Genomic DNA, 23,944 nt, shown 5'->3' on the forward strand with positions numbered 1-23,944 from the left:
AGGATGACTTTTCTTCGAATCGTCATCCCGCTCTATCTTTTTATCTGAGCATGATCTTTTCGGAAAACCGGTGTCCACTTTTCCGGATCATGCTCTAAGCGCTCCTGCCGAGAAATTGCTGCCAGTCCGCGCCGCGCAGCATCCGCATCACGGCGGAGGCCACCGCAGTGCGCTGACGCCCGGCGACACCATAGAGATGCACCGTGCGGCGCGCATCGAGCCCGTCCACCGTCGCTCGCTGCAATGTCGGCGGGATCGTCGCGGTATGAGGCATTACGGCAAAGCCGATGTCGGCTTCCAGCAGCGAGATCAGATCGCGCTCGGACGAGATTTCGTGACTGCGGTCGACGTTGATGCCTTGTTCACGCAAGGAGTCGTTGAGGCGAACGGCATGCTCGCAATATTTGCGCGACAGCAACTGCTCGTTTCGCAGATCCTCGAAGCCGATGCCGTCGCGATCGGCCAGCGGATGCTGCCGGTTGACGACGAGGTCGAAGCTTTCGGTGAACAGCGGCCAGCTATCGAGCCGGTTCCAGTCCGCATCGATCTCGGCGGCGATGCCGAGTTCTGCCTCGCCCTTTTTCAGGAATTCGCCGACTTCGTGGCTGTTGCCGCGAAGAAAACGGAATTCCAGCCGATTGAATTGCCGCTTGATCTGGTCGAGGTACGGAATGAGCAGCGCCAGATCGATCGAATGGGTCAGCGCGATCCTGAGCGCGCCGACTTCGCCGCTCTTGAAGGAGGACGCCAGCGCCCGGGCGCCGCTTGCCGCATCGTAGCACTGCTGAAGCAGCGGGTGCATGCGCTGGCCGAGCTCGGTGAGCTGCGCTGCGGGCCGCTCGCGCCGGAACAGGTCGCCGCCAAGCTCGGCCTCGAGCTGCTTGATCGCCCGCGTCAGCGAGGGCTGCGCGACGTTGCATTCCTCCGCGGCCCGCGTGAAGTTCAACACACGCGCCACCGCAAGGAAATATCGCACCTGGTGCATTTCCATGATCGTTCCGCCCCGATCTGTTCGCATCAAATTAGCCGACAACGCCCGGAAATGACATCATGACTGCAATAGCGCGCACCTATCGTTTCAGAAGCCAGGCGGTATTTCCGCCGACCGTGCCCAACGGGCATATTTTTCGGTGCCTGTTGTTGGCGACATGGCTGCTTGATCCCGGCATCGCATCGGTCGATGGCAGCCTCTCACTAAATATTGATGCCGTAACGAAATCGGACGCCTTTACGAACAGTGGGGGCGTGGTGGATCGACAGGGAGCCTGACGTGGACGTTAAGGACTTCAAACCCAACGGGATGCAACTCGGAGAGTTCGGCCAGATCGTGCTTGTTCTTCAGGGCGGTGGCGCGCTCGGCTCTTACCAGGCGGGCGTCTATCAGGCGCTGCATGAGGCCGGGATCGAGCCGGACTGGATCATCGGCACATCGATCGGCGCGATCAATGCCAGCCTGATCGCGGGCAACTCGAGGCAGAACCGCCTGTCGCGGCTGCGCGAGTTCTGGAAGAAGGTGGAGCAGTCGCCGGTCTGGGATTTTGACAACCTCTTTCCAGGCTTCAGTGGAAAGCTTTCCTACTGGTCAACGGTGACCAGCGGGATTCGCGGGTTCTTCCAGCCCAGATTGCTGGCCCATGCCGGCGACGACTTTCCGCTCGGCGCCGATCATGCCGGATATTATTCGACCGCGCCGCTGCAACGGACACTGGCGGAGTTCGTCGATTTCGAACTGATGAACGCCGGCAAGCCGCGCCTCACGGTCGGCGCCGCGCATGTCCGCTCCAGCGAGATGCACTATTTCGACAGCCGCAAATGCCGGCTTGGCATCGAGCACATCATGGCGTCAGGCGCATTGCCGCCGGCATTCCCAGCCGTGCGCGTTGACGGTGAACTCTATTGGGACGGTGGGATCCTGTCGAACACACCGACGGAGGCTGTGTTCGATGACCTCCCGCGCAGGAACTCGTTGATCTTCTCGGTGCATCTGTGGAATCCCTCGGGAGATGAGCCTGTCACCATGTCCGAGGTGCTGAACCGGCACAAGGACGTGCAGTATTCGAGCCGGATCACCAGTCAAATCGCGCGCCAGCAGCAGGTGCATCGCCTGCGCCATGTGATCAATCAGCTGGCCGCGCGACTGCCGGAGGCCGAGCGCAACAGCAGTGCGGTGAGAGAGCTTGCAAGCTACGGCTGCACGACGCGCATGCATGTGGTGCGGCTGCTCGCACCGCAGCTCGAATGCGAGACTCACACCAAGGATATCGATTTCACGCCGTCCGGCATCATGCAGCGCTGGGACGCCGGCTACGCCCACACCAGATCGGTGCTGGCGCGAAGGCCCTGGCTCGGCGATTTCGATCCGCTTTCAGGCGTCATCCTGCACGAGCACATGGATGAGCTGCCGGCTGCGGCGGAGTGAGTGTGCTAGGCGGCAACCGTCGGACGGCCAAGCGTCTTGCGATACAGCGAGTCGTACAGGGCGGCGGAAAGCTTCCAGCTAAACGATCTTGCCATCGCGCTGCGACGCATCGCGTCCAGCCGGTCCTTTGCGCTGAAGGTCGAGAAGGCACGCCGAACGCCGCCGAGGAAGGAATCCATCGAGGGCCGTTCGAACAAAAATCCCGTCTCGCCGTCCTTGATCGTTTCCGCCAATCCTCCGGTCTGGTGACCGATCGGGAGCGAGCCGAACCGCTGCGCATACATCTGGCTGAGCCCGCACGGCTCGAAACGTGATGGCATCAGCGTGAAATCGCTGCCGGCGAAAATCCGCCGCGCCTGGGCGTCGTTGAAGCCGATGGTGACGCCGATCGCATCCGGCCGGCGGCGATGCGCTTCGACCAGCGCGTTCTCAAACCGCGGCTCGCCGCTGCCGGTCACCACGATCTGTCCACCGGCTTCGACGATCTCGTCGGCAGCCGACAGCACGAGGTCGATACCCTTCTGATGCACGAGGCGCGCGACCAGCGCGAACATCGGCCCGCGCGAGACGGCGAGACCAAACTGCTTGCGCACGTAGTCCGCGTTGGCCTGCTTGCCATGCCAGTCGCCGGGAGCAAATTGTTGCGCGAGGTGCTCGCAGGACCGCGGATCCCAGCTCTCGTCGATGCCGTTCAGGATGCCCGTCAGCTCCTTGGCATCGGAGCGAATTCGGAGCAGGCCTTCGAGCCCGCACCCGAGCTCCTCCGTCGTGATCTCGCGCGCGTAGGTCGCGCTGACCGTGGTGAGGTGCGAGGCGTAGACGAGGCCGCCCTTGAGAAAAGACAGTTTGTCGTAAAATTCCAGCCCATCGATATGGAAGGAATTTTCCGGGGCACCGATCCGCCGCAGCGACTCCTTCGGGAAAAGACCCTGATAGGCGAGGTTATGGATGGTCAGGATCGAGGGGATCTTGCGGCCGCTCCAGGCGAGGTAGGCCGGGGCCAGTGCCGCCTGCCAGTCATTGGCGTGGATGAGGTCGGCTGCCCAATTCTTGTCCAGTCTGCCTGCGGCAAGCTCGGCCGCCGCCGAAGCAAACCGGCCGAAGCGGATGTCGTTGTCCGGCCAGTCCTGGCCGTTCTCGTCGCCGTAAGGGTTGCCCGGCCGGTCATAGAGCTCGGGGCAGAGCAGGATGTAGACCGGTAGTCCGTCCCTGGTGCCGGCGACCCCGAGCGTGCAGGCCGGCATCTCGGCCATCGCCGGCAAATGCCCCAAAACATGAATATGCGTGAACTGTTCGACCACATCCCGGTAGCCCGGCAGCATGATCCGGATGTCGGTGAAGGCGCGCAGTGCACGGGGAAGGGCGGCAGAGACAGCGGCAAGACCGCCGACCCGGATAAAGTCATCCATCTCAGTGGTGACGAAAAGAACCCTCAAGTAACGCCCCTGCAAAAGGTTCGGCATGAGCTCCGGCGAACAGCTATGCAAGAAAAGGTCCAGTTTTCTTTCATGGATAATACGCCCGAGGCCAAAGGGTTCCTAAAAGGCTTTCCCGCCAGAGCTGCACAAATTAGGGTCACGCCCGGCCGGCCAACGGCCGGCCAAAGCCGGGGAGGGAGCGTGTCGCCAATGACAATAACAAACAAGGATGAGGGGAAATTGACAGGCAGCTTCGAAGGTCTTCGCGTGCTCGATTTTTCGACCACGATCGCAGGTCCCCATTGCACGCGCATGCTGGCCGACATGGGCGCCGAGGTGATCAAGGTCGAGACCGCCGAAGGCGAGACGATGCGGACGCGGCTTCCGGTCCGGAACGGCTGTAGCACCGCGTTCGGCTCGCTCAACGTCGGCAAGAACAGCGTCGTGCTCGACCTGAAATCGGCTGAAGGCATCGAGGCCGTGCGCCGCCTGGTCGCGACATCGGATGTGCTGGTCGAGAATTTTCGCCCCGGCGTGATGCGGCGGCTGAAGCTCGACTATGCCTCCCTCCGCGAGCTCAATCCGAAACTGATCTATTGCTCGATCTCCGGCTACGGCCAGACCGGTCCTTCGGCGGAACTGCCGGCCTATGCGCCGGTCATCCACGCGGCCTCCGGCTATGAGATGGCGCACCTCGCCTATCAGCCGGGGCGCAGCCGGCCGGACTATTGCGGCATCTATCACGCCGATGTCCTGACCGGCGTCTACGCCTTCGGTGCCATTTCGGCGGCGCTGTATCAGCGAGGCAGCACCGGGAAGGGTCAGCACATCGACGTGTCGATGCTGGAATCGATGCTGAGCCTGACGCTCAACGAAGTGCAGTGGTCGCAGTTCGAGGTGCAGCCGAGCCAGCGTCCGATGTTCGGGCCGATCGAAACGACGGACGGATATGTCATGGCCGCCGTCGCCAGTGAGAAAACCTTTCAGGCTCTGTTGCAGGTGATCGGCCGTCCCGAATGGATCACGGACGTGCGCTTTGCAAAATATTCCGACCGCCGCGCCAACTGGGGAGAATTGATGGACGCGGTCGAGGCATGGTCGCGCACGGTGACGACGCAAGCGTGTCTCACGGAGCTGAACGGCCACGGCGTTCCGTCGGCTGCCTATCGCACGGTGAAGGAAGCCTTGAGTGATCCGCAGCTCGCGCACCGCGGCGCGCTCGCCGAGGTCGCCGATGGCGGCGGCACTTTCAAGGTACTCAACCTTCCTTTTCGCATGTCCGGCGCCAAAGTGGCGGCAGCGCCAAAGATGGCGACACTGGGCGAGCACACCCGCGCGTACCTGAAGGAAGCCGGCCTCTCCGACGACGAGATCGCAACGTTTTCCGACAAGACGGCAGTTGCCGCACGGCGCTGACCATCTTGTCAATTTCACGTAACAGGCCCTGCGGCTTTTCATCCGCAGCGCTTGTTATGGTCTTGCCGCAGCGAGCGATTCCAGCCAATCTGACGCCAGCATCATATACGATCCGGAACACCGGACGGACGGTTATCGGGAGGGATCACCATGAAGGCGGCAATCCGTTCGCGTGTGCTTGCGCGAATTTTCCTTGTGACGGCATTTGGCGTCGCGCTCTCTGCGGCGCCCGCCAGCGCGCAGAAATCGGGCGGCACCATCACCGTCGGCCTCGAGCTCGACATCCCCGGCTTCGATCCGCTCAAGGTCGGCGTCTACGACACCGCGGCGTTGACCGCTTCGTCCGCGATCTTCGATACGCTCACCACTCTCGATGCCAATGGAAAGGCCCAGCCCAAGCTCGCGGTCTCCTGGCAGCATTCCGAGGACTTCAAGACCTGGACCTTCAAGCTGCGTCCGGGCGTCAAGTTCCACGATGGCACGCCGTTCAACGCGGCTGCCTACAAGGAGAACTTCGACCGGCAGAAGGATCCCGCCAACAAATGCCGCTGTGCCTTCTATATCTCGGCCGTGAAGAGCGTCGAGGCGCCCGACGAATTGACGGTGGTCTATGATCTCGCCGATCCTTCGGTGAATTATCCGACACTTGTCTCCTACGCGAACCAGAATGCGGCGATGCATTCGCCGACGGCGTGGAAGGCCAAGGGTGACGACTACAATCGCAATCCCGTCGGCACCGGCCCCTACATCCTGAAATCCTGGACCGCCGGCGATCGCATGATCCTGGAGAAGAATCCGGACTATTGGGACAAGGATAAGGTCTTCCTCGACCGCATCATCCTGAAGCCGCTGCCCGATGCGCAGTCGCGTTTTGCCAGCCTGCAATCGGGCGAGGCCGATTTGATCTGGGAAGACGAATACGCGGCCGACAGCATCCAGAAGGCGCAGAAAGATCCGAAACTGACGGTGCACAACTATATCGGTTCAGGCGCAGCCGTCTACGCTTTCAACACCAAGACGCCGCCGTTCGATGACGTGCGCGTGCGCCAGGCGCTGGTGATGGCGATCGACCGCAAGAAGATGTCGATGGCGATCACCAACGGCCTCAGCCGGCCGACCACCAATCCCTATGGCGATGGCTCCTGGGTCAAGTGCAAGGATGACGGGGCGCTGCCTAACGACATCGAGAAGGCCAAGGCGCTGATCAAGGAATACGGCAAGCCGGTCGAGTTCAAGATGCTGGTTACCGCGACCCCGCGCGGGCGCAATGTCGGACAGGTGCTACAGCAGTTCTGGAAGAATGTCGGCGCCAACATGGAAATCGAGCAGGTCGAGCAGGCCACCATTCCGCCGCGTGCGTTCATGCGCCAGTTCCAGTTGACGCCCTGGCGCATCGTCGACCTCGCCGATCCCGACCCGCAGATGTACGCCAACTTCAAGACCGGAAGCCCGGTGGCGCTCGCCAACTATTCCAATCCGGAACTCGACGCGCTGCTCGACAAGGCCCGCACGACGGCCGAAACCGAAAAGCGCATCGACCTCTATTGCGAGATCAGCCGGCTGATCAACAAGGAGGCGATCTGGTTCTGGACCTTCCAGAACACCTACTATGCGATCTCGACGGCGAAGATCAAAGGTCTACCTAAGATGTACAGCGGGGTGATCGACGTGTCGCGCGTCTGGAAGGAATAACCTCCCATGGCGTTCTTCCTGGCGCGCCGGCTGCTTTATCTGTTGCCGGTGCTGCTTGCAGTCTCGCTGCTGACGTTCCTGATCGCCTCGCTCTTGCCGGGCGATCTGGCCTACACGATCCTCGGCGACCAGGCGACGCCTGAAAACCTGGCGGCGCTCCGGCGCGACATGGGACTGGATCAGCCGATCTGGTGGCGCTATTTCGGCTGGCTCGGCAACGCACTACAGGGGGATCTCGGCCGTTCGTTCCGCACCGGGCAGACCGTGCTGCAAGCGGTAACCGAGCGGCTGCCGGTGTCGCTCGAATTGATGTTGCTGGCGCAGATCGGGGCGCTTGCCATCGGCGTTCCCCTTGCGATTGCGTGTGCAGTGCGCAGCGGCAGCGCCTTCGACCGCTTCATGACCGGCAGTGCCTTTGCAATGCTGTCGGTGCCGACCTTCCTGTCCGCGATCCTGCTGATCTACCTGTTTGCCGTTGAACTCGGCTGGCTGCCGGCGACCGGTTATGTCCCGTTCGCGGAGGACCCGCTCGCCAATTTGCGCTTCATGGTGCTGCCGGCGCTGACGCTGGCGCTGGCCGAGTGGCCTGGGATCATGCGCATCCTGCGCTCCGACATGATCGCGACCTTGCAGGAGGACTACATTGCGATGGCGCGCGCCAAGGGCCTGAAGGCCTCGCGCATCCTGTTCGTGCACGCGCTGAAACCATCGTCGCTGACGCTGATCACGATCACCGGCATCAATATCGGCCGATTGATCGGCGGCGCGCTGATCGTCGAGACCATCTTTGCCTTGCCCGGCATCGGTCGGCTGCTGGTGAGCGCCATCCTCACGCGTGACCTCATCATCCTGCAAGGCGTGGTGCTGCTGGTCGGCTGCGGCTTCGTCATCATGAACTTCATCGTCGACATGCTCTACGCCGTCCTCGATCCCAGGATCCGCCATGGCCACGCTTGAGCTCGATCTGGCCGAGGAGGCCGTCTCCGCGCCCGTGCGCAAGGGCCGGCGGTTCGGGATGCTGTTCTGGGCTGCGATCGGCTGGATCGTCCTGGTGTGCGCGCTCGCGATCTTCGCCGGCGTGCTGCCGATTCCGGACCCCACTGCGATGGATATGCTGGAGCGGCGCGCGCCTTATTCATGGGAGCACTGGCTCGGCACCGACGGCCTCGGCCGCGACGAGGTTTCGCGATTGATCTACGGCGCGCGAATATCGCTGGTCGTAGGCCTGTGCGCGCCGATGATCGGCCTCACTGTTGGCGGCGCGCTCGGTATGCTCGCCGGCTATTTCCGCGGCCGGTTCGAGACGCTGACGGTCGGAGGCACCGACGTGCTGCTGGCATTCCCGCCGCTGATCCTCGTGCTGGCGATCATCGCCTTTCTCGGCCAGTCGATCTTCAATCTCACCTGCATCCTCGGCGTACTCGGCATTCCCGCCTTCATGCGGGTCGCGCGCGCCACCACGCTGACGCTCTCGCGCCGCGAATTCGTGATCGCAGCGCAAGCGCTCGGCGCCTCGCATTCGCGTATCCTGCTGAGGGAATTGCTGCCCAATGTGATCCTGCCACTGTTTGCCTTCTTCCTGCTCGGCGTTGCCGTCACCATCGTGGTCGAGGGATCGCTGTCGTTCCTCGGGCTGGGCGTGCCGCCGCCGATCTCGAGCTGGGGCAGCATGATCGGGGAGGGCCGCGAGAGCCTCGAAGTCGCGCCGCGGCTGGCTTTCCTTCCCGCGGTTGCAATGTTCCTCACCGTGCTCGCCTTCAACCTGGTCGGCGACACGCTACGAGCGATCACCGATCCAAGGCAGGGCGCGCTGTGACGGACCGGGTGCTGCTCTCGATCGAGAATGTCGCGGTCGACCTGCCGACGCCGCGCGGCAATCTGCGCGCGGTCGATGGCGTCGACCTCAAGCTCAATGCCGGCCGCACGCTCGGCATCGTCGGCGAATCCGGCTGCGGCAAGACCATGCTGTCGCGCGCCGTCCTTCAGCTTCTGCCGAAAAAGGCAATGCTGTCCGGCCGCGTGATGTTCGACGGCAAGGACCTCGTTACCCTCGATCGGGAACGCCTGCGCAAACTGCGCGGCCGTTCGCTCGCCGTCGTGTTCCAGGACCCGATGACATCGCTCAATCCGGTGTTGACCATCGGCACGCAACTGATCGAGACGTTGCAAGAGCATCTCGAGCTCGACATGGCGGCCGCAAAGAGGCGCAGCGTCGAGCTGCTTGCCGCGGTCGGCATTCCTGCGCCGGAACAGCGCCTGACCCAATATCCGCATCAGCTATCCGGCGGCATGCGCCAGCGCGTCGCGATCGCGATCGCGCTGTCCTGCGAGCCGGAGCTGCTGATCGCCGACGAGCCGACCACCGCGCTCGATGTCACCATCCAGGCGCAAATTCTCGACCTGCTGGCGCGCGAGCAGCGCCGCCGCCATATGGCGATGATCATCATCACCCATGACCTCGGCGTCGTTGCCGGCCGCACCGACGAGGTCGCGGTGATGTATGCCGGCCGCGTGGTCGAGCGTGCCCCGACGCAGGCCCTGTTCAAGAAGATGCGCATGCCCTACACCGAGGCGCTGCTGGCCGCGATCCCCAAGATCGACACCGCGCCGCATACGGTATTGCCGGCGATCTCGGGGCGTCCGCCCGATCCGACGCGTCCGCTGAAGGGGTGCTCCTTTGCGCCGCGTTGCCGCTATGCGCTGGCCGGCTGCCACGTCGAAAAGCCGGCATTGACCGCGGCGGAAACGCCGGCGCATCAATTCGCCTGCTTCTATCCCATCGGGACCGAGGCCCGCGTCCCCGCATGATGCAGCAATCCGCACCATCCGCCGAACCGCTCCTGAAGGTCGATGACCTCGTCGTCGAATATTTTGTCGGCGGCAAGACCGTTCACGCCGTATCCGGCGTCAGCCTCGACATCGCGCGCGGCGAGACGCTGGGCCTGGTCGGCGAGTCCGGCTGCGGAAAATCCACGCTCGGCCGCGCCGTGCTGCAATTGCGGCCGGCGGTATCAGGCAAGGTGCTGTTCGACGGCAATGATCTGACCGCGATGCGCGGCGATCCCTTACGCAAGATGCGCCAGCGCGTACAGCTCATCTTCCAGGACCCGATCGCCTCGCTCAATCCGCGGCGCCGTATCGGCGATATCGTCGCCGAGCCGCTGGTCATCGCCGGCATCAAGGATCCCGACAAGCGCAGGAAAATGGTTTGCGACGTGCTTTCCGCCGTCGGCCTCGATCCGGCGCTGGTGATCGGACGCCTGCCGCACGAATTTTCCGGCGGCCAGTGTCAGCGCATCTGCATTGCGCGTGCGCTGGTGCTCAATCCCGATTTCATCATCTGCGACGAGCCGGTCTCCGCGCTCGACGTCTCCATCCGCGCGCAGATCCTCAATCTGCTGGAGGAGATGAAGGCGCGTTACGGCCTGACGCTGCTGTTCATCGCGCATGATCTGGCGGTCGTCAAAGCGGTGAGCGACCGCGTCGCGGTGATGTATCTCGGCCGGCTCTGCGAAGTCGGCCCATCCGAGCAGTTGTTTGCAAAGCCGGCGCATCCCTACACTGCGCTGCTGCTCGAGGCGATCCCGGTGCCGGACCCTGACGTGCGCCCGGCCGAAAGCGTCGCGGTCGGCGAGCCGCCATCCCCGATCGCGCCGCCCTCGGGCTGTCGCTTCCGAACCCGCTGCCCGCGCGCCGATGCAAGGTGCGCGGCGGAAATGCCGGAACTGCGCATGGTCGCACCCCGCCAATACGCCGCCTGCCACTATCCGCTGACCTGAATACCAGCCACCCACGCGAGCGTTTGTCCTGTGAGAACAGACGTGGCAAGGTCCAGCCCAACCAAGAAACATCTTGCGGGAGAGAAGCGATGAAGAGTTTCCAGGTAGCCGATTTCAACGCGCCGCTGAAAGAGGTCGATGCGCCGACGCCGCAGCCATCAGGCACGCAGGTGCTGATCAAGGTGAAGGCCGCCGGCGTCTGCCACAGCGATCTGCACATCTGGGAAGGCGGCTACGATCTCGGCCATGGCAGAAAACCGCTGTCGCTCAGGGATCGCGGCGTTTCGCTGCCGCGCACGATGGGCCACGAGACCGTCGGCGAGATTGTTGCGTTCGGGCCGGACATCGCCGCCGCCGACAAGGGCGATCTCAAGGTCGGCGACACCGTCCTGGTCTATCCCTGGCTCGGCTGCGGCAAATGCCCGACCTGCGTCGGCGGCGACGAGAACATGTGCGTGATCAAGCCGAACGCGCTCGGCGTTTATTGCGACGGCGGCTATGCCGACCATATGACGGTGCCCAATGCAAAGTATCTGGTCAATTTGAAGGGTCTCGATCCCGTCACCGCCGCGCCCTACGCCTGTTCAGGCGTCACCACCTACAGCGCGCTGAAGAAGGTCGATGATTTGCAAACGCCGATCGTCGTGTTCGGCGCCGGTGGCCTCGGCCTGATGCTGCTGTCGCTGCTCAAGGCCATGGGCGGCAAGGGCGCGATCGTCGTCGACATCGATGTGAAGAAGCGCGAGGCGGCAATGGCCGCCGGCGCGCTCGCGACCGTCGATGGCAAGGCGCCCGATGCGCTGGAGCAGCTTGCAAAGGCGGCCGGTGGCCCGATCCGCGCGGTGATCGATCTCGTCGGCAGCGCGCAGACTTCCCAACTCGGCTTCGATTGCCTGACCAAGGGCGGCAAGCTCATCATCGTCGGCCTGTTCGGTGGCGGCGCGACCTGGGCGCTGCCGCTGATCCCGATGAAGGCGATCACGATTCAAGGTAGTTATGTCGGCAATTTGCGCGAGACGCAGGAACTGCTCGACCTCGTTCGGACGAAGAAGGTCGCGCCGATCCCGGTAACGCCGATGCCGCTCGCAAAGGCCAACGACGCCCTGCACGATCTGCAAAAGGGCAAGCTCGTCGGCCGCGCGATCTTGACGCCGTAAGTCTCTCCGCCGTCATTGCGAGCGAAGCGAAGCAATCCATTTCACCGCACGGGGAAAGGTGGATTGCTTCGTCGCTTCGCTCCTCGCAATGACGGCTCCGCTTAGTTCTGCTCCGCTCCGAGGAACCACCCATGTCCGCCAACAACGCCTTCCACATCGCCGTGCTCGGCGGCGATGGCATCGGCCCTGAAGTGATGGCGCCGGCGCTGGAAATCTTGCGCAAGATCGAGACCAAAGCGGGCCTGAGCTTCCGCTTCACCGAGGCGCCGGCCGGCGCGGGCCATTATCGCGAGACCGGCAAATCGATGCCGGATAGCACGATCAAGCTGTGCGAGGAGGCGGACGCGATCCTGCTCGGGGCCTGCGGCCTGCCGTCGGTGCGTTACCCCGACAACACCGAGATCGCGCCGCAGATCGAGCTGCGCTTTCATTTCGACCTCTATGCCGGCGTGCGCCCGGCGCGGCTGATTCCGGGCGTGCCGAGCCCGATCGTCGGCGCCGACCAGCGCGGCATCGATCTCGTGGTCATCAGGGAATCCACCGAAGGCCTGTTCGCCTCGATGGGCAAGGGCGTCGTCACCGAAAGCGAGGCGCGCGAGACGATGGTGATCACGCGCCGCACCTCGCAGCGCCTGTTCGATTTCTCCTTTCGCCTGGCCGAACGCCGCAAGGCGCGCGGCCGCGCCGGTTCGCTCGCGTGTGTCGACAAGGCCAACGTGTTCAAGGCCTTTGCCTTCTTCCGCGAGATCTTTGACGAGACCGCAAAACGCTACCCCGGCGTCAAGGCCGACCGCCTCTATGTCGATGCCTGCTCGGCCTTCCTGGTCAAGCGCCCGTGGGACTTCGACGTGCTGGTGACGGAAAACATGTTCGGCGACATCCTGTCCGATCTCACCGCCGGCCTCGTCGGCGGCCTCGGCATGGCGCCCTCGGCCGATATCGGCGACCGCCATGCCATGTTCCAGCCCTGCCACGGCACCGCGCCCGACATCATGGGGCAGGGCAAGGCCAATCCCACCGCCATGATCCTTTCCACCGCGATGATGCTGGACTGGCTCGCCGACAAGCACGGCGTCGAAAGCGCCGCCGAAGCCGCCGAACGGATCGAGCTTGCGGTGGATAAAATCTATGCCGACGGCATCAAGCCGACCGAGTTCGGCGGCAGCAACGGCACCGCGGATATCGCAAAGGCGGTGCTGGCGGCGTTGTAGTCAGCCTGCCATGCGATTACCGGATCTGCGCGTTCTGCAAGATCAGCTGGGAGCTGATCGAGTTCAGCAACTGCTGTTGCAGAAACTCGTATGCAGCGCGGTTGACGCCGTAGATGCGCGGCAGCCGCTTTCCCTTATTGCTGCCTTGCGCGAAGGAGAGAGTGATTTTGTCGGTGTTTATCTCCGACAGGCTTGCTAGCGTGGCAATATTCTTGAAGCGAACGATTTGCCAACTCGGACCGGTTGCCGAGAGCGATTTTGTGATGACAAACTGGATGCTGCCACCGAAAACGGTCTTCTGGCTTTCGTCGAGACCGGGAGATGAGGCCGCCATGGACACCAAATCCTTTATGCCCAACGTGCCGGACAAATAGTGGTCCTGTAGAGGGCAGTCATACGATTTGAGCCTTGATTTCCAATCCAGATAGATCTGCCGCGTAGAGATTTCAACATTCTCGGTAAATGTATGGGCGCGAGCTTGGCCGAGGTTCGCGTTCGCTGCAAATGTAAAGGTAGATCCCGGCGGTGTTATTGGAGTTGCATAGGTGGTGCTGGGCGCAAGTCCACCACTGTCATTGACCTCCAGCGACAGGGCTATCAGTACCTCATAGTCGCCGTTGAGCAGGAATTTTCGATGGAATGATGCCGGGTCATCGGGACGATCGTCCCGGACCATGTCGCGTATCTCGCACTGTATCCGCTCGATGATCGTTTTCACCGTAGGCTGATTGTACTCGTCGCGTGGCACATCCCAGTTTGGAACGGCGCAGCCGCCGCATGACGCGGCCAGGATCACCGTCGGGAAAATTGCCGAAAAGAAATTTCGTGCGGGCCGCATGTCCAGAGCCTCATTGATAAGAGTTCCGGAAAATCAGAACGGCTCGGCACACTTGCCGGCAACCCAATGGTCGTTCTTGCCCGCCGCGATGGCAAGCAAACGACATCTCTCTCGTGTGACACCTTCAATCTGTTGATCGGGACCGCTGCCAGTCAGCGTGCAACAACCCAGCACGGCCTTCTTTGCGGTTTTCTTCTTGGCGGCCTTCTTGCTTGCCTTCTTCGCGGCCTTCCTGCCTGCAGCCTTCTTGCCGGCAGCTTTCGTGACTTTTTTGGTTGCCTTCTTTGATGCCTTGCCTGCTTTCGTCTTTGAAGATTTGGCCATGATCGCCCCCACGTCTTGCCCGAAGCCAATCTAGGATTGTATTCCCGCGGAACGCAATCTCTTTGGTGTCGAGCGGTTGCTATGGGGTCCGGCTGTGGCTTCGATACAACACTGGTCGACGGAGCAAAGCTCAGCGTCTACTTCCCCTTGAAGCGCGGCTTTCGCTTCTCCATGAACGCGCGCCGCCCTTCGCGAAAATCCTCGCTGTCCATGCAAGCCGTTCCGATCGCCTTGATCGCATCCATGTCGCGCTTGCTCTCGTCTTTCAACACCTGCGCGATGGTGATTTTGGCCGCCTGAATCGCCAGCGGCGCGTTGCCCGAGATCGTACGGGCGATCTCCATGGTCGCGTCCCGCAAGGCCTCGTTCGGCAGCACGCGATCGATCAGCCCGATCCGCAGCGCCTCGGCGGAATCGATCCGCATCCCCGTATACATAATGAGTCGCGCCCAGGACGGCCCAACCAGCGAGACCAGATGTTTCAGCCCGTCATAGCCATAGGCGATGCCGAGTTTTGCCGCGGGGATGCCGAACTGGCTGTCTTCCGCGGCAATCCGGATATCGGTCAGCATCGCCACCTGCATGCCGCCGCCAAGGCAAAAACCGCGGATACACGCAATCGTCGGCTTCGGATAATTCGCCAGCAGCGCGCGTTGCGCCTCGCTGCGTCTGGAATATTCCTCGGAAGCCTGCGCATTATGCCGCGTCTTCTCGAACTGGCTGATGTCGGCGCCCGAGACGAATGCCTTGTCGCCCGCGCCGGCCAGGATCACCACGCGCACATCTGGATCGTCGCGCAATTCGGCGAGCGCCGTGCCAAGACCCTCCCACATATCCAGCGACATCGCGTTGCGCTTTTCGGGATTGTTGAAGGTGATGATTCCGACGCCGTCGGCGACGTCTTGCAGGATCTTTCCGTCGGCGTGCGATTTCCGGGAGGTTTTCGGCGTGTCGAGCATTGCAGCAGCTTTCGGCGAGCGGGGACTGGAAGGCTAACGCATTGTAGGGCGGCTTGGCGCGCGCGTAACCCATAAGGACTGCGTTCCAGTCAAGCGCCGTTGCGGCCACCGCACTGCCGCAATGCAGGCGAAATCATCGACACAGGACGGCTTCGATGCCTATACGTGGCGAAGTCGATCGCTGTGCCGTTCGGGCATGCCGGCGGACTGACCAACAACAATCAAGAAGGGTGCGGCCCTTGGCAAAGCCTCTCGCATGCAAATGACCGGAACAAACGTGGTAATCGTGGGCGCAGGCCCGGTTGGGCTTACGCTTGCCATCGATCTGGCCTGGCGCGGCATCGATGTGACGGTGGTGGAAACGCGCGCGCCGGCCCAGCCGCCGGAGCCGAAATGCAACCATGTCGCCGCCCGCACCATGGAAATCTTCCGGCGCCTCGGCCTTGCAGGCAAGATACGCAACGCGGGCCTGCCTGCGGATTATCCGCACGACATCAGCTATCGCACGAGCTTTGCCGGACAGGAGCTGACCCGGATCAGGATTCCCTGCCGCCGCGACCGTTTTACGGCAACCGACGGCCCCGACTGCAACTGGCCGACGCCGGAGCCGCCGCACCGCATCAACCAGATCTTTCTCGAGCCGATCCTGTTCGAGCATGCGCTGGCGCAGCCGCGCATCACCATCATCAGCCGCACGGTCGTCGAAGACGTGGTGATCGGCGAAAGCGGCGCACAGGCAAGCCTGCGCGATCTCGAGACCGGCAATATCAGGCGGATCGAGTGCCGCTTTCTGATCGGCTGCGACGGCGCCCGTTCGGCGGTGCGCAAGGCGATCGGCGCGGAATTTACCGGCGATGCCGTGGTGCAGCGCGTGCAGTCGACCTACATCCGCGCGCCAAAGCTGATCGGATTGCAGCGATGCGCCTCTGCCTGGGGCACCGGCGCGATCAATCCGCGCCGTTCCGGCATGGTCTACGCCATCGACGGGCGCGAGCGCTGGCTGGTGCACAATTACATGCGGCCGGGCGAGGGCGATTTCGAGGAGGTCGATCGCGATGCCTGCCTGCGCGCCATTTTGGGCGTTGGCGCCGACTTCGAGTACGAGATCATCTCGAAGGAGGATTGGTACGGCCGCCGCCTCGTCGCCGACAAATTCCGCGACCGCTGCGCCTTCATCGCCGGTGACGCCGCGCACATCTGGGTGCCCTATGCCGGCTACGGCATGAATGCCGGCATCGCGGACGCGATGAACCTTTCATGGCTCTTGGCCGCGCATCTCAACGGCTGGGCGCCGGCCGCCATCCTCGACGCCTATGAGGCCGAACGCTGGCCGATCACGAGCCAAGTGTCGCGCTTTGCGATGTCGCATGCGGAAGCCGAGATCAAGCGCCGCGGCGCCATACCCGATGCGATCGAGGACGAAGGGCCCACGGGCGAAGCGGCGCGCCGCGAGGTCGGCAATCTCACCTACGAGATCAATGTCCGGCAATATGCCGCGGCCGGTCTCAATTTCGGCAGCTATTACGATTCTTCGCCGATCATCGCCTATGACGGCTCGCCGCATCCGGCCTACACGATGGACAGTTTTATTCCATCGACCGTTCCGGGCTGCCGCACGCCGCATCTCTGGTGCGCTGACGGAGCCTCGCTCTATGACGCCATGGGCCCGGAATTTTCATTGCTGCGCGTGGACCGCGGAATCGAAACGGCCCCGCTTGAGCAGGCGGCAAGCCTGCGGCGCGTGCCGCTCAAGATCCTCGATGTCCCCCCCGGCTCGCCCGCCCTCGAAGGCTACGGGCTCGTCCTGTCACGGCCGGACCAGCACGTGGCCTGGCGCGGCAACACGTTGCCGGCCGATCCGCTTGCGCTGATCGACCGGATTCGTGGGGCTGCGGTCCTTGCCGGCAACGACGGGCAGAACATGATCCGGAAATGATAACCGGTTTCCCTCGCGGCAAACGCAGGGCGCGTTTGCGCGGAGATCATGATCAAACAAAAAACGGAACGCGATGACGATCCGTCATCGCGCTCTAGCTTTCGTTGGCCGCGATCGATTCCATCAAGGAGACCAGTTGCCGCTGCACGGTCTGATCCTTGATCTTGCTGTAGGCCCGCAGCAACCGAAGGCTGAACGCACTGTCGAGGAACAACAGGCTCTCGACCTCGCGCGCCTTGCTGTCGCCATCGTAGAAGAACGTGACGGGCACATCGAGCGCGGTAGCGATCTGCTGTAGGCGCGCAGCGCCGACGCGGTTGACGCCCTTTTCGTACTTCTGGACCTGCTGGAAGCTGACGCCCAGCTTGTCGCCGAGCTCCGCTTGCGAGATCTTCTGTTCGACACGACGCAGGCGGATGCGTTTGCCGAGTTCAACGTCCGGCTTGCCGGCACTGCGCTGCTTCATCTTCTTGGCCGCTGATGATTTGTTCATTCGGTCTACCGTCCTTCGGTCGAGATTCCCCCGAATAGGTGGGTCAGGGATTCACCCGTGTATACCGCGGCAAATTCGCGTGGATGGACGCACTCGTCCTTGAACCACGGGAATTTCGCGGGATTGAAAGCCTCCACCAGCCAATCGATCATGCGGCGCACCCTGGGGATGCGTCCGCTGCCGGGATGGTAGGAGAGCCAGATATCGAATGGCCGCCGCAATTCGATCTCGAGAGGGACCACGCCGCCGAGCGCCCAGGCATAGGTCGGGAACACCCCGATGCCGGCTCCGTTGGCCACGGCCCAATAGTTGGCGCTGCTGACATTGGTCTTCATGACCAGGAGGTCGCGCTGCGAAAATCCGGGGAAAAAGCTCTCGAACATTTCCTTCGAGGCGGTCTGGTCCGCGATCTGGAGCACCAGGCGGTGCTTGGTCAGTTCCTCGGGGGTGCGCGGCGCGCCGAAGGTGTCGATATATTTCTGGCTGGCAAAGAACATCAGGTGCATCCGCCCGAGCTTGACCAGCTTGGCGTCGAGCGAGGCGGGCTGCGACAGATGGATGGCGACGTCGGCCTCGTGCCGCAGGACGTCCGCCCCGCGCATCGCGCAGTGCAGATCGACCAGGATGTTGGGAAACGATTTCTGGAATTCGACCAGGCGAGGGGCCACCCAGAAGGTGCCGAGCCCCTCGGTCACCGCGACGCGGACCTCGCCCGACAGCGTATTGGTCATCGAGCCGCTGGCGCGCATCAGGTCGAAGGAGGCGGCCTCCATGCGCTCGACCGCCGAGACCACCACCGCACCCTCGTCCGTCAGGCGGGTACCGTGAACGTCGCGGGTGAAAAGCGTGGCGCCGACCTGCTTCTCGAAATCGTCGATGCGCCGGCGCACGGCGTTGATCGACAATTCCAGCCGCTCGGCCGCGGAGCGGAAGCTACCGCATCGCACAACCTCCAGGAAAATCCGGGCCGCATCCCAGTCGGCGAGCCCGCCCAGGGCGACCTTATGGCGTTCCTCCAGCGGAACGCCCCTTTCCAGTGCAAGAGGCATACACGATCCCTTCGATCCGCTAAACTTGGCAGAATCTGCCGGAGAACACAACCAGGACGGGTCTCTCGTCCGGAGATTTTTGCGCACAATATTACCGTGGGGACGTATTTTTACGGAGATTTCTGGGGAAAGCGGCCACAAACCCGGGCCGCTGCTTGGGGGGTAGGCGGGTGAATTCGGTTGTAAGCCTTCGTAATTTTACGAATGGGTCGAACGTCCCGATCATCGTTTTCGTGGACTTGCAGCAGGAGTATGTCGCTGCGCCGCGGCTGCTCGCCATTTTGGGCATTGAGCCCGCCCTTGAGAATTGCCGCAAGGTTCTCGACCACGCGCGCCGCAACGGGCTGCCGGTCGCCTTCGTCCGCATGCTCGCCGAATCGGCCTTCTTCAACCGCGCCACGCCGTTCGTGCGCTGGATCGAGGGCTTTGAGCCGCACCGCAACGAGATGATCTTCGAGCGATCGAGCCCGTCCTGTTACTCCTGTGAGCCGTTCGCTGCGCTGGTGGGCCAGAGCCGCGGCGGCATCGTGCTGGCCGGTTTTGCAGGGGAATCGTCCTGCCTGTCGACCCTGATCGACGCCTTTCACCGCAATCACAAGGTCACCTATCTGTGCGACGCTTCTGCCAGTCATGCACTGGAGGAGGTGTCGGCGGACGAAATCCATCGTGCCGTTTCGAAAATTTCCGGATTGTATGGAGATGTGTACGAGACGGACGAGTGGATCGCCTCTACTCTGCCTCGCAAGCTTGGGATCGGAAAGAACGCCGGTGGCTAACTCAGAAGAACGCTCGCAGTCCATTCTTGCAACGCTCGAGCAATGCCGCTTGGCGCTGACCAGGAGCGGCGATCACGAGACCGCGCATTTCGTTTCTGTCGCCATTCTCCAGCACAGGATGAACCGCTACGGGGTTTCCGACCTGGAACTGAGAGAGCTTTGCGACGCCATGATGGCCGACCAGGAGGCCGCTGAAGCGGCGCGCAATTCGGCCGCCCAGCGCTATCGCCGCCGCCGTCCGCCGCTGCTGCGGGTGGTGAAGTAAACTTCAAGCAAGCATGATCCGGACCCGCAGGGCCGCGTTAGCGCAAAGTGGGCACCGGTTTTCCGATACGGATCATGCTCAAATAGAAAGCGAGAGTGCATGACGTTTCCTCGGAACGTCATGCACTCTCGCTACCGAGCGCGCAGGTCACGGTGTAGACCACGCCACGGGGCAAAAAATCCACGGTGGCCTCGCCGCCGAGCTGGTCGCGTGCGCTGCGCTCGATCAGCCGCGACCCGAACCCCCGCTGCACCGGCGCCGTCACCGGCGGGCCGCCGGTCTCGCTCCAGATCAGCCGCAGCTGGCGTCCGGCGCTTTGCTCGATGATCTCCCAGTCCAGTGACACCGTGCCGCTCTCGTTGGAGAGCGCGCCGTATTTGGCGGCATTGGTTGCGATCTCGTGCAGGATCATAGACAGCACCACCGCAAGGCGCGGCGACAACGGCACGGCCGGGCCGAACATCCGTACCCGCTCCGGATTGTTGAGCAGATAAGGCCGTAACACCCGGCCGATCACCTCGGCCAGATCCGAGCCCTGCCACTTCTCCGTGCTCAGGAGATTATGGGCTTCCGCAAGCGCGCCGAGCCGGCCTTCGAATTTTTCGCGCTCGACGCGGCTCGCGCTGCGAAATGTCTGCGTGGCGATCGATTGCAGGATCGCGAGCGTGTTCTTGACCCGGTGGTTGAGCTCCTCGATCAGGAGGTCATGCAGCATCTCACCGCGCGCGATCGTGGTTGCCATCCGCACCGCAAAGGCAAGCCCCACCAGCAGCAGAATGCCGCCGATCACGCTGGTGATCGCCAGATTGCGCCACAACGGGGCGACCAGCGAGCTTTCCGGAATCCCGGCCGCCACCGCCCAGCCGGTAAGGGAGGAGCGCGCGACGCTCGTGATCAGCGGCGCGCCTTCGAGCGATACGGTCGGGAACGTCGCTTCCGGCCTTCGGAACATCTCGGCATGCAGCGTGGGCGAGGCCTTCTTGCCGATCGTCTCCTGCGGATTGGGGACGCGCGCAAAATTGATGCCGTCGCCGTCGAAGATCGAGATGGTCCAGTCCGGGCCGAGGCGCTGCTTCTCGATGATGCTCTGGAAAATCTCGATCGGCGGGCTGAAGGAAATGACATAGATGACGTTGCCGTCGTCGAACACGGGCACTTCGACGGTGACGATCAGCCGCTTCTTCACCACACCCAGAAACAGATTCGAATATTGCGGATGTCGGGTCGTAAAGACCTTCTCCACGATCTCGCGGTTGTTGCGCAGCGGCAGGCTCGCGGTATCCCTCGTCACCGAGGAGAACACCTGCCGGCCGTCACGCTCCGCCACCAGTACGACACCGCCCTCGCCATACTGATCCAGAAAACCTTTTGCGATCCGGCGAAACCCGTCGAAATCCTTGTCGCGCAACGCATCGGTCAGCGACAGCACCTGGAGCGCGCCGGTCATGCGCTGCACCTCGGCGTCGAGTACGAGGCGAATGCTGCGCACGGTCTCAAGCACGCGCTGGGTCGCCTCCCTGCGGTCCTGCCGGTAATTGTAGAACACGATGCCGGCCGCGAACATGATCAGCGGCAGCATGGTTCCCGCCACCAGAAGGGCGAGACGCAGGGGCAAAGAGAGCTTTGGCACGCAGGTCCCGGCTAGGAGAAGCTGGGGCCAGCATAGGAGAAGCCCAAAAACTTCGCCAAGAAATTAGCGGGAACCAGAGCGTTTTCAAGCGAAGTGGATCCCGGTTCGCGTGAAGAAAACGCGTCAGAACAAAAAGATAGAGCCCCGTTCCGATTCAATCGGAAGGGGGCTCTAATTGGGAAATTGGTCGTGATCTGCCTCCGCGGCGCGCTTGTTTTGCGCCACGGAATCCGCCGCACCGGCTCAGAGATTGCTGTCCGCGATCGCCGAATACACCATGGTGCGCAACTCCCGCCGGACCGGATAGGCGCTCGACGGCAGCACCTGCGTCATGAAGATCGCGATCAGCTCTTCCGCCGGATCGATCCAGAACGATGTCGTCGCCGCGCCGCCCCAGGAATATTCGCCGGCGCTACCGGGGATCAGCGTCTGCGCCGGGTTCATGGTGACGGAGAAGCCCAGCCCAAAGCCGATGCCGTTATAGGTCGCTTCCGAAAACAGCGAACGCGACATCGCCGGCAGGTCACGGCCACCAGGCAGATGGTTCTGCGCCATCAGCGCCAGCGTCTTCGGTCCGATCAGCCTGACGCCGCCGAGTTCGCCGCGGTTGAGCAGCGCGCGGCAGAAGGTGAGGTAGTCGGCCGAGGTCGAGCACAATCCGCCGCCGCCGGAAACGAAATCGGGCGGGCTCAGGAACGAACTCGTCTTGGGATCGTCCTGTAGCGTCAGCGAACCCTTGCGCTGCGCGGCATGGAACGTCATGCCGCCCTGCGGGTCGGCCGAATAGCAGGCCGCGAAGCGATGCGCCTTGTCGGCCGGCACGTGGAAATCGGTGTCGTTCATGCCGAGCGGCTTGAAGATGCGCTCCTTCAGGAACTGCTCGAACGGCATGCCCGAGATCTTGCCGATGAGATAGCCGATTACGTCGGTGGCGACCGAATAGTTCCAGGCTTCGCCCGGCGAAAACTCCAGTGGGATTTTGGCAAGGTCGGCGATCATCGAATCCAGCGTGCCGGCCTTTTCGACCTCGCCGATCTTCGCCTCGCGATAGCCGGCATCGACATTGGAGCGCTGCTGAAAGCCGTAGGTGAGGCCCGAAGTGTGGCGCATCAGGTCGACGATCTGCATCGGCCGCGCCGGCGGGCGGGTCAGGTAGTTCGGATAGGTGCCGGCGACGAACACGCCGACATCTTTCCATTCCGGGATATATTTGTGCACGGGCTCGTCGAGCGCGACGCGGCCTTCCTCCACCAGCATCATGAAGGCGACCGACGTGATCGGCTTGGTCATGGAATAGATGCGGTAGATGGTGTCATCAGCCACCTTCACCTTGCGCTCGAGGTCGGCATAACCTTGCGAGGCCGCGTGCACGATCTTGCCGCGACGGTAGACCGTGAGCTGTGTGCCCGGAAAGCGGCCGGCATCGATGTAGCGCTGCTTCAGATGGTCTTCGATGCGGGCCAACGCGGCCGTGGACATGCCGGCGGATTCGGGCGAGGCGGAGGTTGGAGCGAGCATCGGCAAGGTCTCCGAAAACGGGGCGGGAAGGCGGGTTTGATACCCGAAAAGTGTGGCCCGTTCCAACCGCTTGTGCCTACGCAAGATCGTTACCCGGGTGTAGGCTCGCCCTCCCACCGCCGTGTCATCCAGCAGGACAGCCAGAAATGACCCAATTCAGTGAAACCGAACTGACCGCCGCCGTCATCCGCAGCTTTGACGACACGCCGGACCCGCGGGCAAAGTTCCTGCTGCAAGAGCTCGTGAAGTCGCTGCACGATTATGTCCGCAAGACCAACCTCACCTTCGAGGAATGGGATTATGCGATCGATTTCCTGACCCGGACGGGGCAGAAATGCACCGACATCCGCCAGGAGTTCATCCTGCTCTCCGACGTGATGGGCGTTTCCATGCTGGTCGATGCGGTCAACCATCGCGACCGCGAGGGCGCCACCGAGACCACGGTGCTCGGCCCCTTCTATGTCGGCGAGCACAAGGTGACCGCCCACGGCACCGACATCTCGGCCGAGCTGGAGGGCGAGCGCATGTTCGTGCAGAGCCGCGTCACCGACAGAGGCGGTAAGCCGCTGGCCAATGTGCCGGTCGACGTCTGGCACGCCGACGATGACGGCTTTTACGATTCACAGAAGCCGACCTTCGCGACGCAGGGTCCATCGTCGCGCGCGCGATTCATCACGGACAAGGACGGCCGCTTCTTCTTCCGCACCATCGTGCCCTGTAGCTATCCGATCCCGACCGACGGCCCGGTCGGCGAGATGATCCATGCCACCAAACGCCCGGCGCTGCGGCCGGCGCATGTTCATTTCCTCGTCGCCGCGCCCGGTTATCAGCCGCTGGTCACGCATGTCTTCATCGGCGGCGATCCCAACATCGACAAGGACGTGGTGTTCGGCGTGAAGGACGAACTGATCGCCAATATCGAAAAGCGCACTGATCCGACCATGCCCGATGGCAAGCCGTCGTCCGGACCCTGGCACCTGATGACCTACGAATTCAGGATGAAGCCGGGCGAGGGCGTCGCGCCAAAACCGCTGGGGGTGAAGGCCTCGGAAGCAGCCTGAGAA

At 62.8% G+C, this 23,944-nt stretch carries 23 protein-coding genes; 14 read left to right on the forward strand and 9 right to left on the reverse strand.

Annotated elements, in window-relative coordinates; genetic code table 11:
• Positions 1 to 94: 94 nt before the first annotated feature.
• Complete coding sequence (locus JQ628_RS19575) at positions 95 to 991, reverse strand: LysR family transcriptional regulator (protein ID WP_212224621.1); 897 nt, start codon at positions 989 to 991, stop codon at positions 95 to 97.
• A gap of 59 nt (positions 992 to 1,050) precedes the next feature.
• Here JQ628_RS19575 and JQ628_RS19580 point away from each other — a divergent pair, with 59 nt between their 5' ends.
• Complete coding sequence (locus JQ628_RS19580) at positions 1,051 to 1,269, forward strand: hypothetical protein (protein WP_212224623.1); 219 nt, start codon at positions 1,051 to 1,053, stop codon at positions 1,267 to 1,269.
• A gap of 31 nt (positions 1,270 to 1,300) precedes the next feature.
• Positions 1,301 to 2,419 carry a patatin-like phospholipase family protein gene (locus tag JQ628_RS19585; protein ID WP_212224829.1) on the forward strand — a complete coding sequence of 373 codons (1,119 nt, stop codon included), beginning with the start codon at positions 1,301 to 1,303 and terminating at the stop codon, positions 2,417 to 2,419.
• A 5-nt stretch (positions 2,420 to 2,424) separates the two neighbouring features.
• Here the strand turns inward: JQ628_RS19585 and glgA are convergent, their stop codons facing one another.
• Positions 2,425 to 3,855, reverse strand: coding sequence for a glycogen synthase GlgA (glgA, locus tag JQ628_RS19590; RefSeq protein WP_249128142.1), 1,431 nt, complete (start codon positions 3,853 to 3,855; stop codon positions 2,425 to 2,427).
• A gap of 192 nt (positions 3,856 to 4,047) precedes the next feature.
• Here glgA and JQ628_RS19595 point away from each other — a divergent pair, with 192 nt between their 5' ends.
• The 8 genes from JQ628_RS19595 (at position 4,048) to JQ628_RS19630 (ending at position 13,092) form a co-directional block, all read left to right on the forward strand.
• Positions 4,048 to 5,253 carry a CaiB/BaiF CoA transferase family protein gene (locus JQ628_RS19595; RefSeq protein ID WP_212224627.1) on the forward strand — a complete coding sequence of 402 codons (1,206 nt, stop codon included), beginning with the start codon at positions 4,048 to 4,050 and terminating at the stop codon, positions 5,251 to 5,253.
• A gap of 150 nt (positions 5,254 to 5,403) precedes the next feature.
• Positions 5,404 to 6,945, forward strand: a complete 1,542-nt coding sequence (locus JQ628_RS19600) for an ABC transporter substrate-binding protein (protein WP_212224628.1) — start codon at positions 5,404 to 5,406, stop codon at positions 6,943 to 6,945.
• Between the two features lie 6 nt (positions 6,946 to 6,951).
• Positions 6,952 to 7,902, forward strand: a complete 951-nt coding sequence (locus tag JQ628_RS19605) for an ABC transporter permease (protein WP_212224629.1) — start codon at positions 6,952 to 6,954, stop codon at positions 7,900 to 7,902.
• Positions 7,889 to 8,761 carry an ABC transporter permease gene (locus JQ628_RS19610; protein WP_212224630.1) on the forward strand — a complete coding sequence of 291 codons (873 nt, stop codon included), beginning with the start codon at positions 7,889 to 7,891 and terminating at the stop codon, positions 8,759 to 8,761. The genes JQ628_RS19605 and JQ628_RS19610 overlap by 14 nt, the downstream gene beginning before the upstream one ends.
• Positions 8,758 to 9,753 carry an ABC transporter ATP-binding protein gene (locus tag JQ628_RS19615; RefSeq protein WP_349628092.1) on the forward strand — a complete coding sequence of 332 codons (996 nt, stop codon included), beginning with the start codon at positions 8,758 to 8,760 and terminating at the stop codon, positions 9,751 to 9,753. Before JQ628_RS19610 ends, JQ628_RS19615 begins: the two co-directional genes overlap by 4 nt.
• Positions 9,753 to 10,724 (forward strand): ABC transporter ATP-binding protein, encoded by a 972-nt coding sequence (locus tag JQ628_RS19620; protein WP_433996148.1) that lies wholly within the window; start codon positions 9,753 to 9,755, stop codon positions 10,722 to 10,724. The genes JQ628_RS19615 and JQ628_RS19620 overlap by 1 nt, the downstream gene beginning before the upstream one ends.
• 89 nt (positions 10,725 to 10,813) lie before the next feature.
• Positions 10,814 to 11,881 (forward strand): alcohol dehydrogenase, encoded by a 1,068-nt coding sequence (locus JQ628_RS19625; protein WP_212224632.1) that lies wholly within the window; start codon positions 10,814 to 10,816, stop codon positions 11,879 to 11,881.
• A gap of 131 nt (positions 11,882 to 12,012) precedes the next feature.
• Positions 12,013 to 13,092 (forward strand): isocitrate/isopropylmalate dehydrogenase family protein, encoded by a 1,080-nt coding sequence (locus JQ628_RS19630; protein ID WP_212224634.1) that lies wholly within the window; start codon positions 12,013 to 12,015, stop codon positions 13,090 to 13,092.
• A gap of 16 nt (positions 13,093 to 13,108) precedes the next feature.
• Here JQ628_RS19630 and JQ628_RS19635 read toward each other — a convergent pair whose 3' ends face one another.
• The 3 genes from JQ628_RS19635 to JQ628_RS19645 all read right to left on the reverse strand — a co-directional run bounded on the left by JQ628_RS19635 (position 13,109) and on the right by JQ628_RS19645 (position 15,213).
• Positions 13,109 to 13,930: a hypothetical protein gene (locus tag JQ628_RS19635; RefSeq protein WP_212224636.1), complete on the reverse strand. Its 822-nt coding sequence runs from the start codon at positions 13,928 to 13,930 to the stop codon at positions 13,109 to 13,111.
• Between the two features lie 33 nt (positions 13,931 to 13,963).
• Positions 13,964 to 14,254 (reverse strand): hypothetical protein, encoded by a 291-nt coding sequence (locus tag JQ628_RS19640; protein ID WP_212224637.1) that lies wholly within the window; start codon positions 14,252 to 14,254, stop codon positions 13,964 to 13,966.
• Between the two features lie 137 nt (positions 14,255 to 14,391).
• Positions 14,392 to 15,213 (reverse strand): enoyl-CoA hydratase, encoded by an 822-nt coding sequence (locus JQ628_RS19645; protein WP_212224638.1) that lies wholly within the window; start codon positions 15,211 to 15,213, stop codon positions 14,392 to 14,394.
• A gap of 262 nt (positions 15,214 to 15,475) precedes the next feature.
• Here JQ628_RS19645 and JQ628_RS19650 point away from each other — a divergent pair, with 262 nt between their 5' ends.
• Positions 15,476 to 17,149, forward strand: coding sequence for an FAD-dependent oxidoreductase (locus tag JQ628_RS19650; protein ID WP_349628093.1), 1,674 nt, complete (start codon positions 15,476 to 15,478; stop codon positions 17,147 to 17,149).
• A gap of 94 nt (positions 17,150 to 17,243) precedes the next feature.
• On the opposite strand, the gene JQ628_RS19655 is transcribed toward JQ628_RS19650, so the two are convergent.
• Positions 17,244 to 17,642: a helix-turn-helix domain-containing protein gene (locus tag JQ628_RS19655; RefSeq protein WP_212224640.1), complete on the reverse strand. Its 399-nt coding sequence runs from the start codon at positions 17,640 to 17,642 to the stop codon at positions 17,244 to 17,246.
• A gap of 5 nt (positions 17,643 to 17,647) precedes the next feature.
• The gene (locus tag JQ628_RS19660) at positions 17,648 to 18,691 is read right to left on the reverse strand and encodes a LysR family transcriptional regulator (RefSeq protein WP_212224641.1); all 1,044 of its coding nucleotides are present in this window, start codon (positions 18,689 to 18,691) and stop codon (positions 17,648 to 17,650) included.
• 233 nt (positions 18,692 to 18,924) lie between these two features.
• Here JQ628_RS19660 and JQ628_RS19665 point away from each other — a divergent pair, with 233 nt between their 5' ends.
• Complete coding sequence (locus JQ628_RS19665; protein WP_349628094.1) at positions 18,925 to 19,467, forward strand: isochorismatase family protein; 543 nt, start codon at positions 18,925 to 18,927, stop codon at positions 19,465 to 19,467.
• On the forward strand, positions 19,460 to 19,732 hold the full coding sequence (locus JQ628_RS19670; protein WP_212224643.1) for a hypothetical protein: 273 nt from the start codon (positions 19,460 to 19,462) through the stop codon (positions 19,730 to 19,732). The genes JQ628_RS19665 and JQ628_RS19670 overlap by 8 nt, the downstream gene beginning before the upstream one ends.
• A gap of 118 nt (positions 19,733 to 19,850) precedes the next feature.
• On the opposite strand, the gene JQ628_RS19675 is transcribed toward JQ628_RS19670, so the two are convergent.
• Together JQ628_RS19675 and JQ628_RS19680 are read right to left on the reverse strand one after the other, a co-directional pair.
• Complete coding sequence (locus JQ628_RS19675) at positions 19,851 to 21,362, reverse strand: sensor histidine kinase (protein WP_212224644.1); 1,512 nt, start codon at positions 21,360 to 21,362, stop codon at positions 19,851 to 19,853.
• Positions 21,363 to 21,605: 243 nt separating this feature from the next.
• Positions 21,606 to 22,880, reverse strand: coding sequence for a serine hydrolase domain-containing protein (locus JQ628_RS19680; protein ID WP_212224645.1), 1,275 nt, complete (start codon positions 22,878 to 22,880; stop codon positions 21,606 to 21,608).
• A 146-nt stretch (positions 22,881 to 23,026) separates the two neighbouring features.
• Between JQ628_RS19680 and JQ628_RS19685 the strand changes: the two genes are divergently transcribed.
• A complete protein-coding gene (locus JQ628_RS19685) occupies positions 23,027 to 23,941 on the forward strand; it encodes a dioxygenase (RefSeq protein ID WP_212224646.1) in 915 nt (304 codons plus the stop codon).
• Positions 23,942 to 23,944 lie beyond the last annotated feature (3 nt).

Origin of the sequence: Bradyrhizobium lablabi (assembly GCF_018129385.1) — a bacterium.
Taxonomy (GTDB): Bacteria; Pseudomonadota; Alphaproteobacteria; order Rhizobiales; family Xanthobacteraceae; genus Bradyrhizobium; species Bradyrhizobium lablabi_C.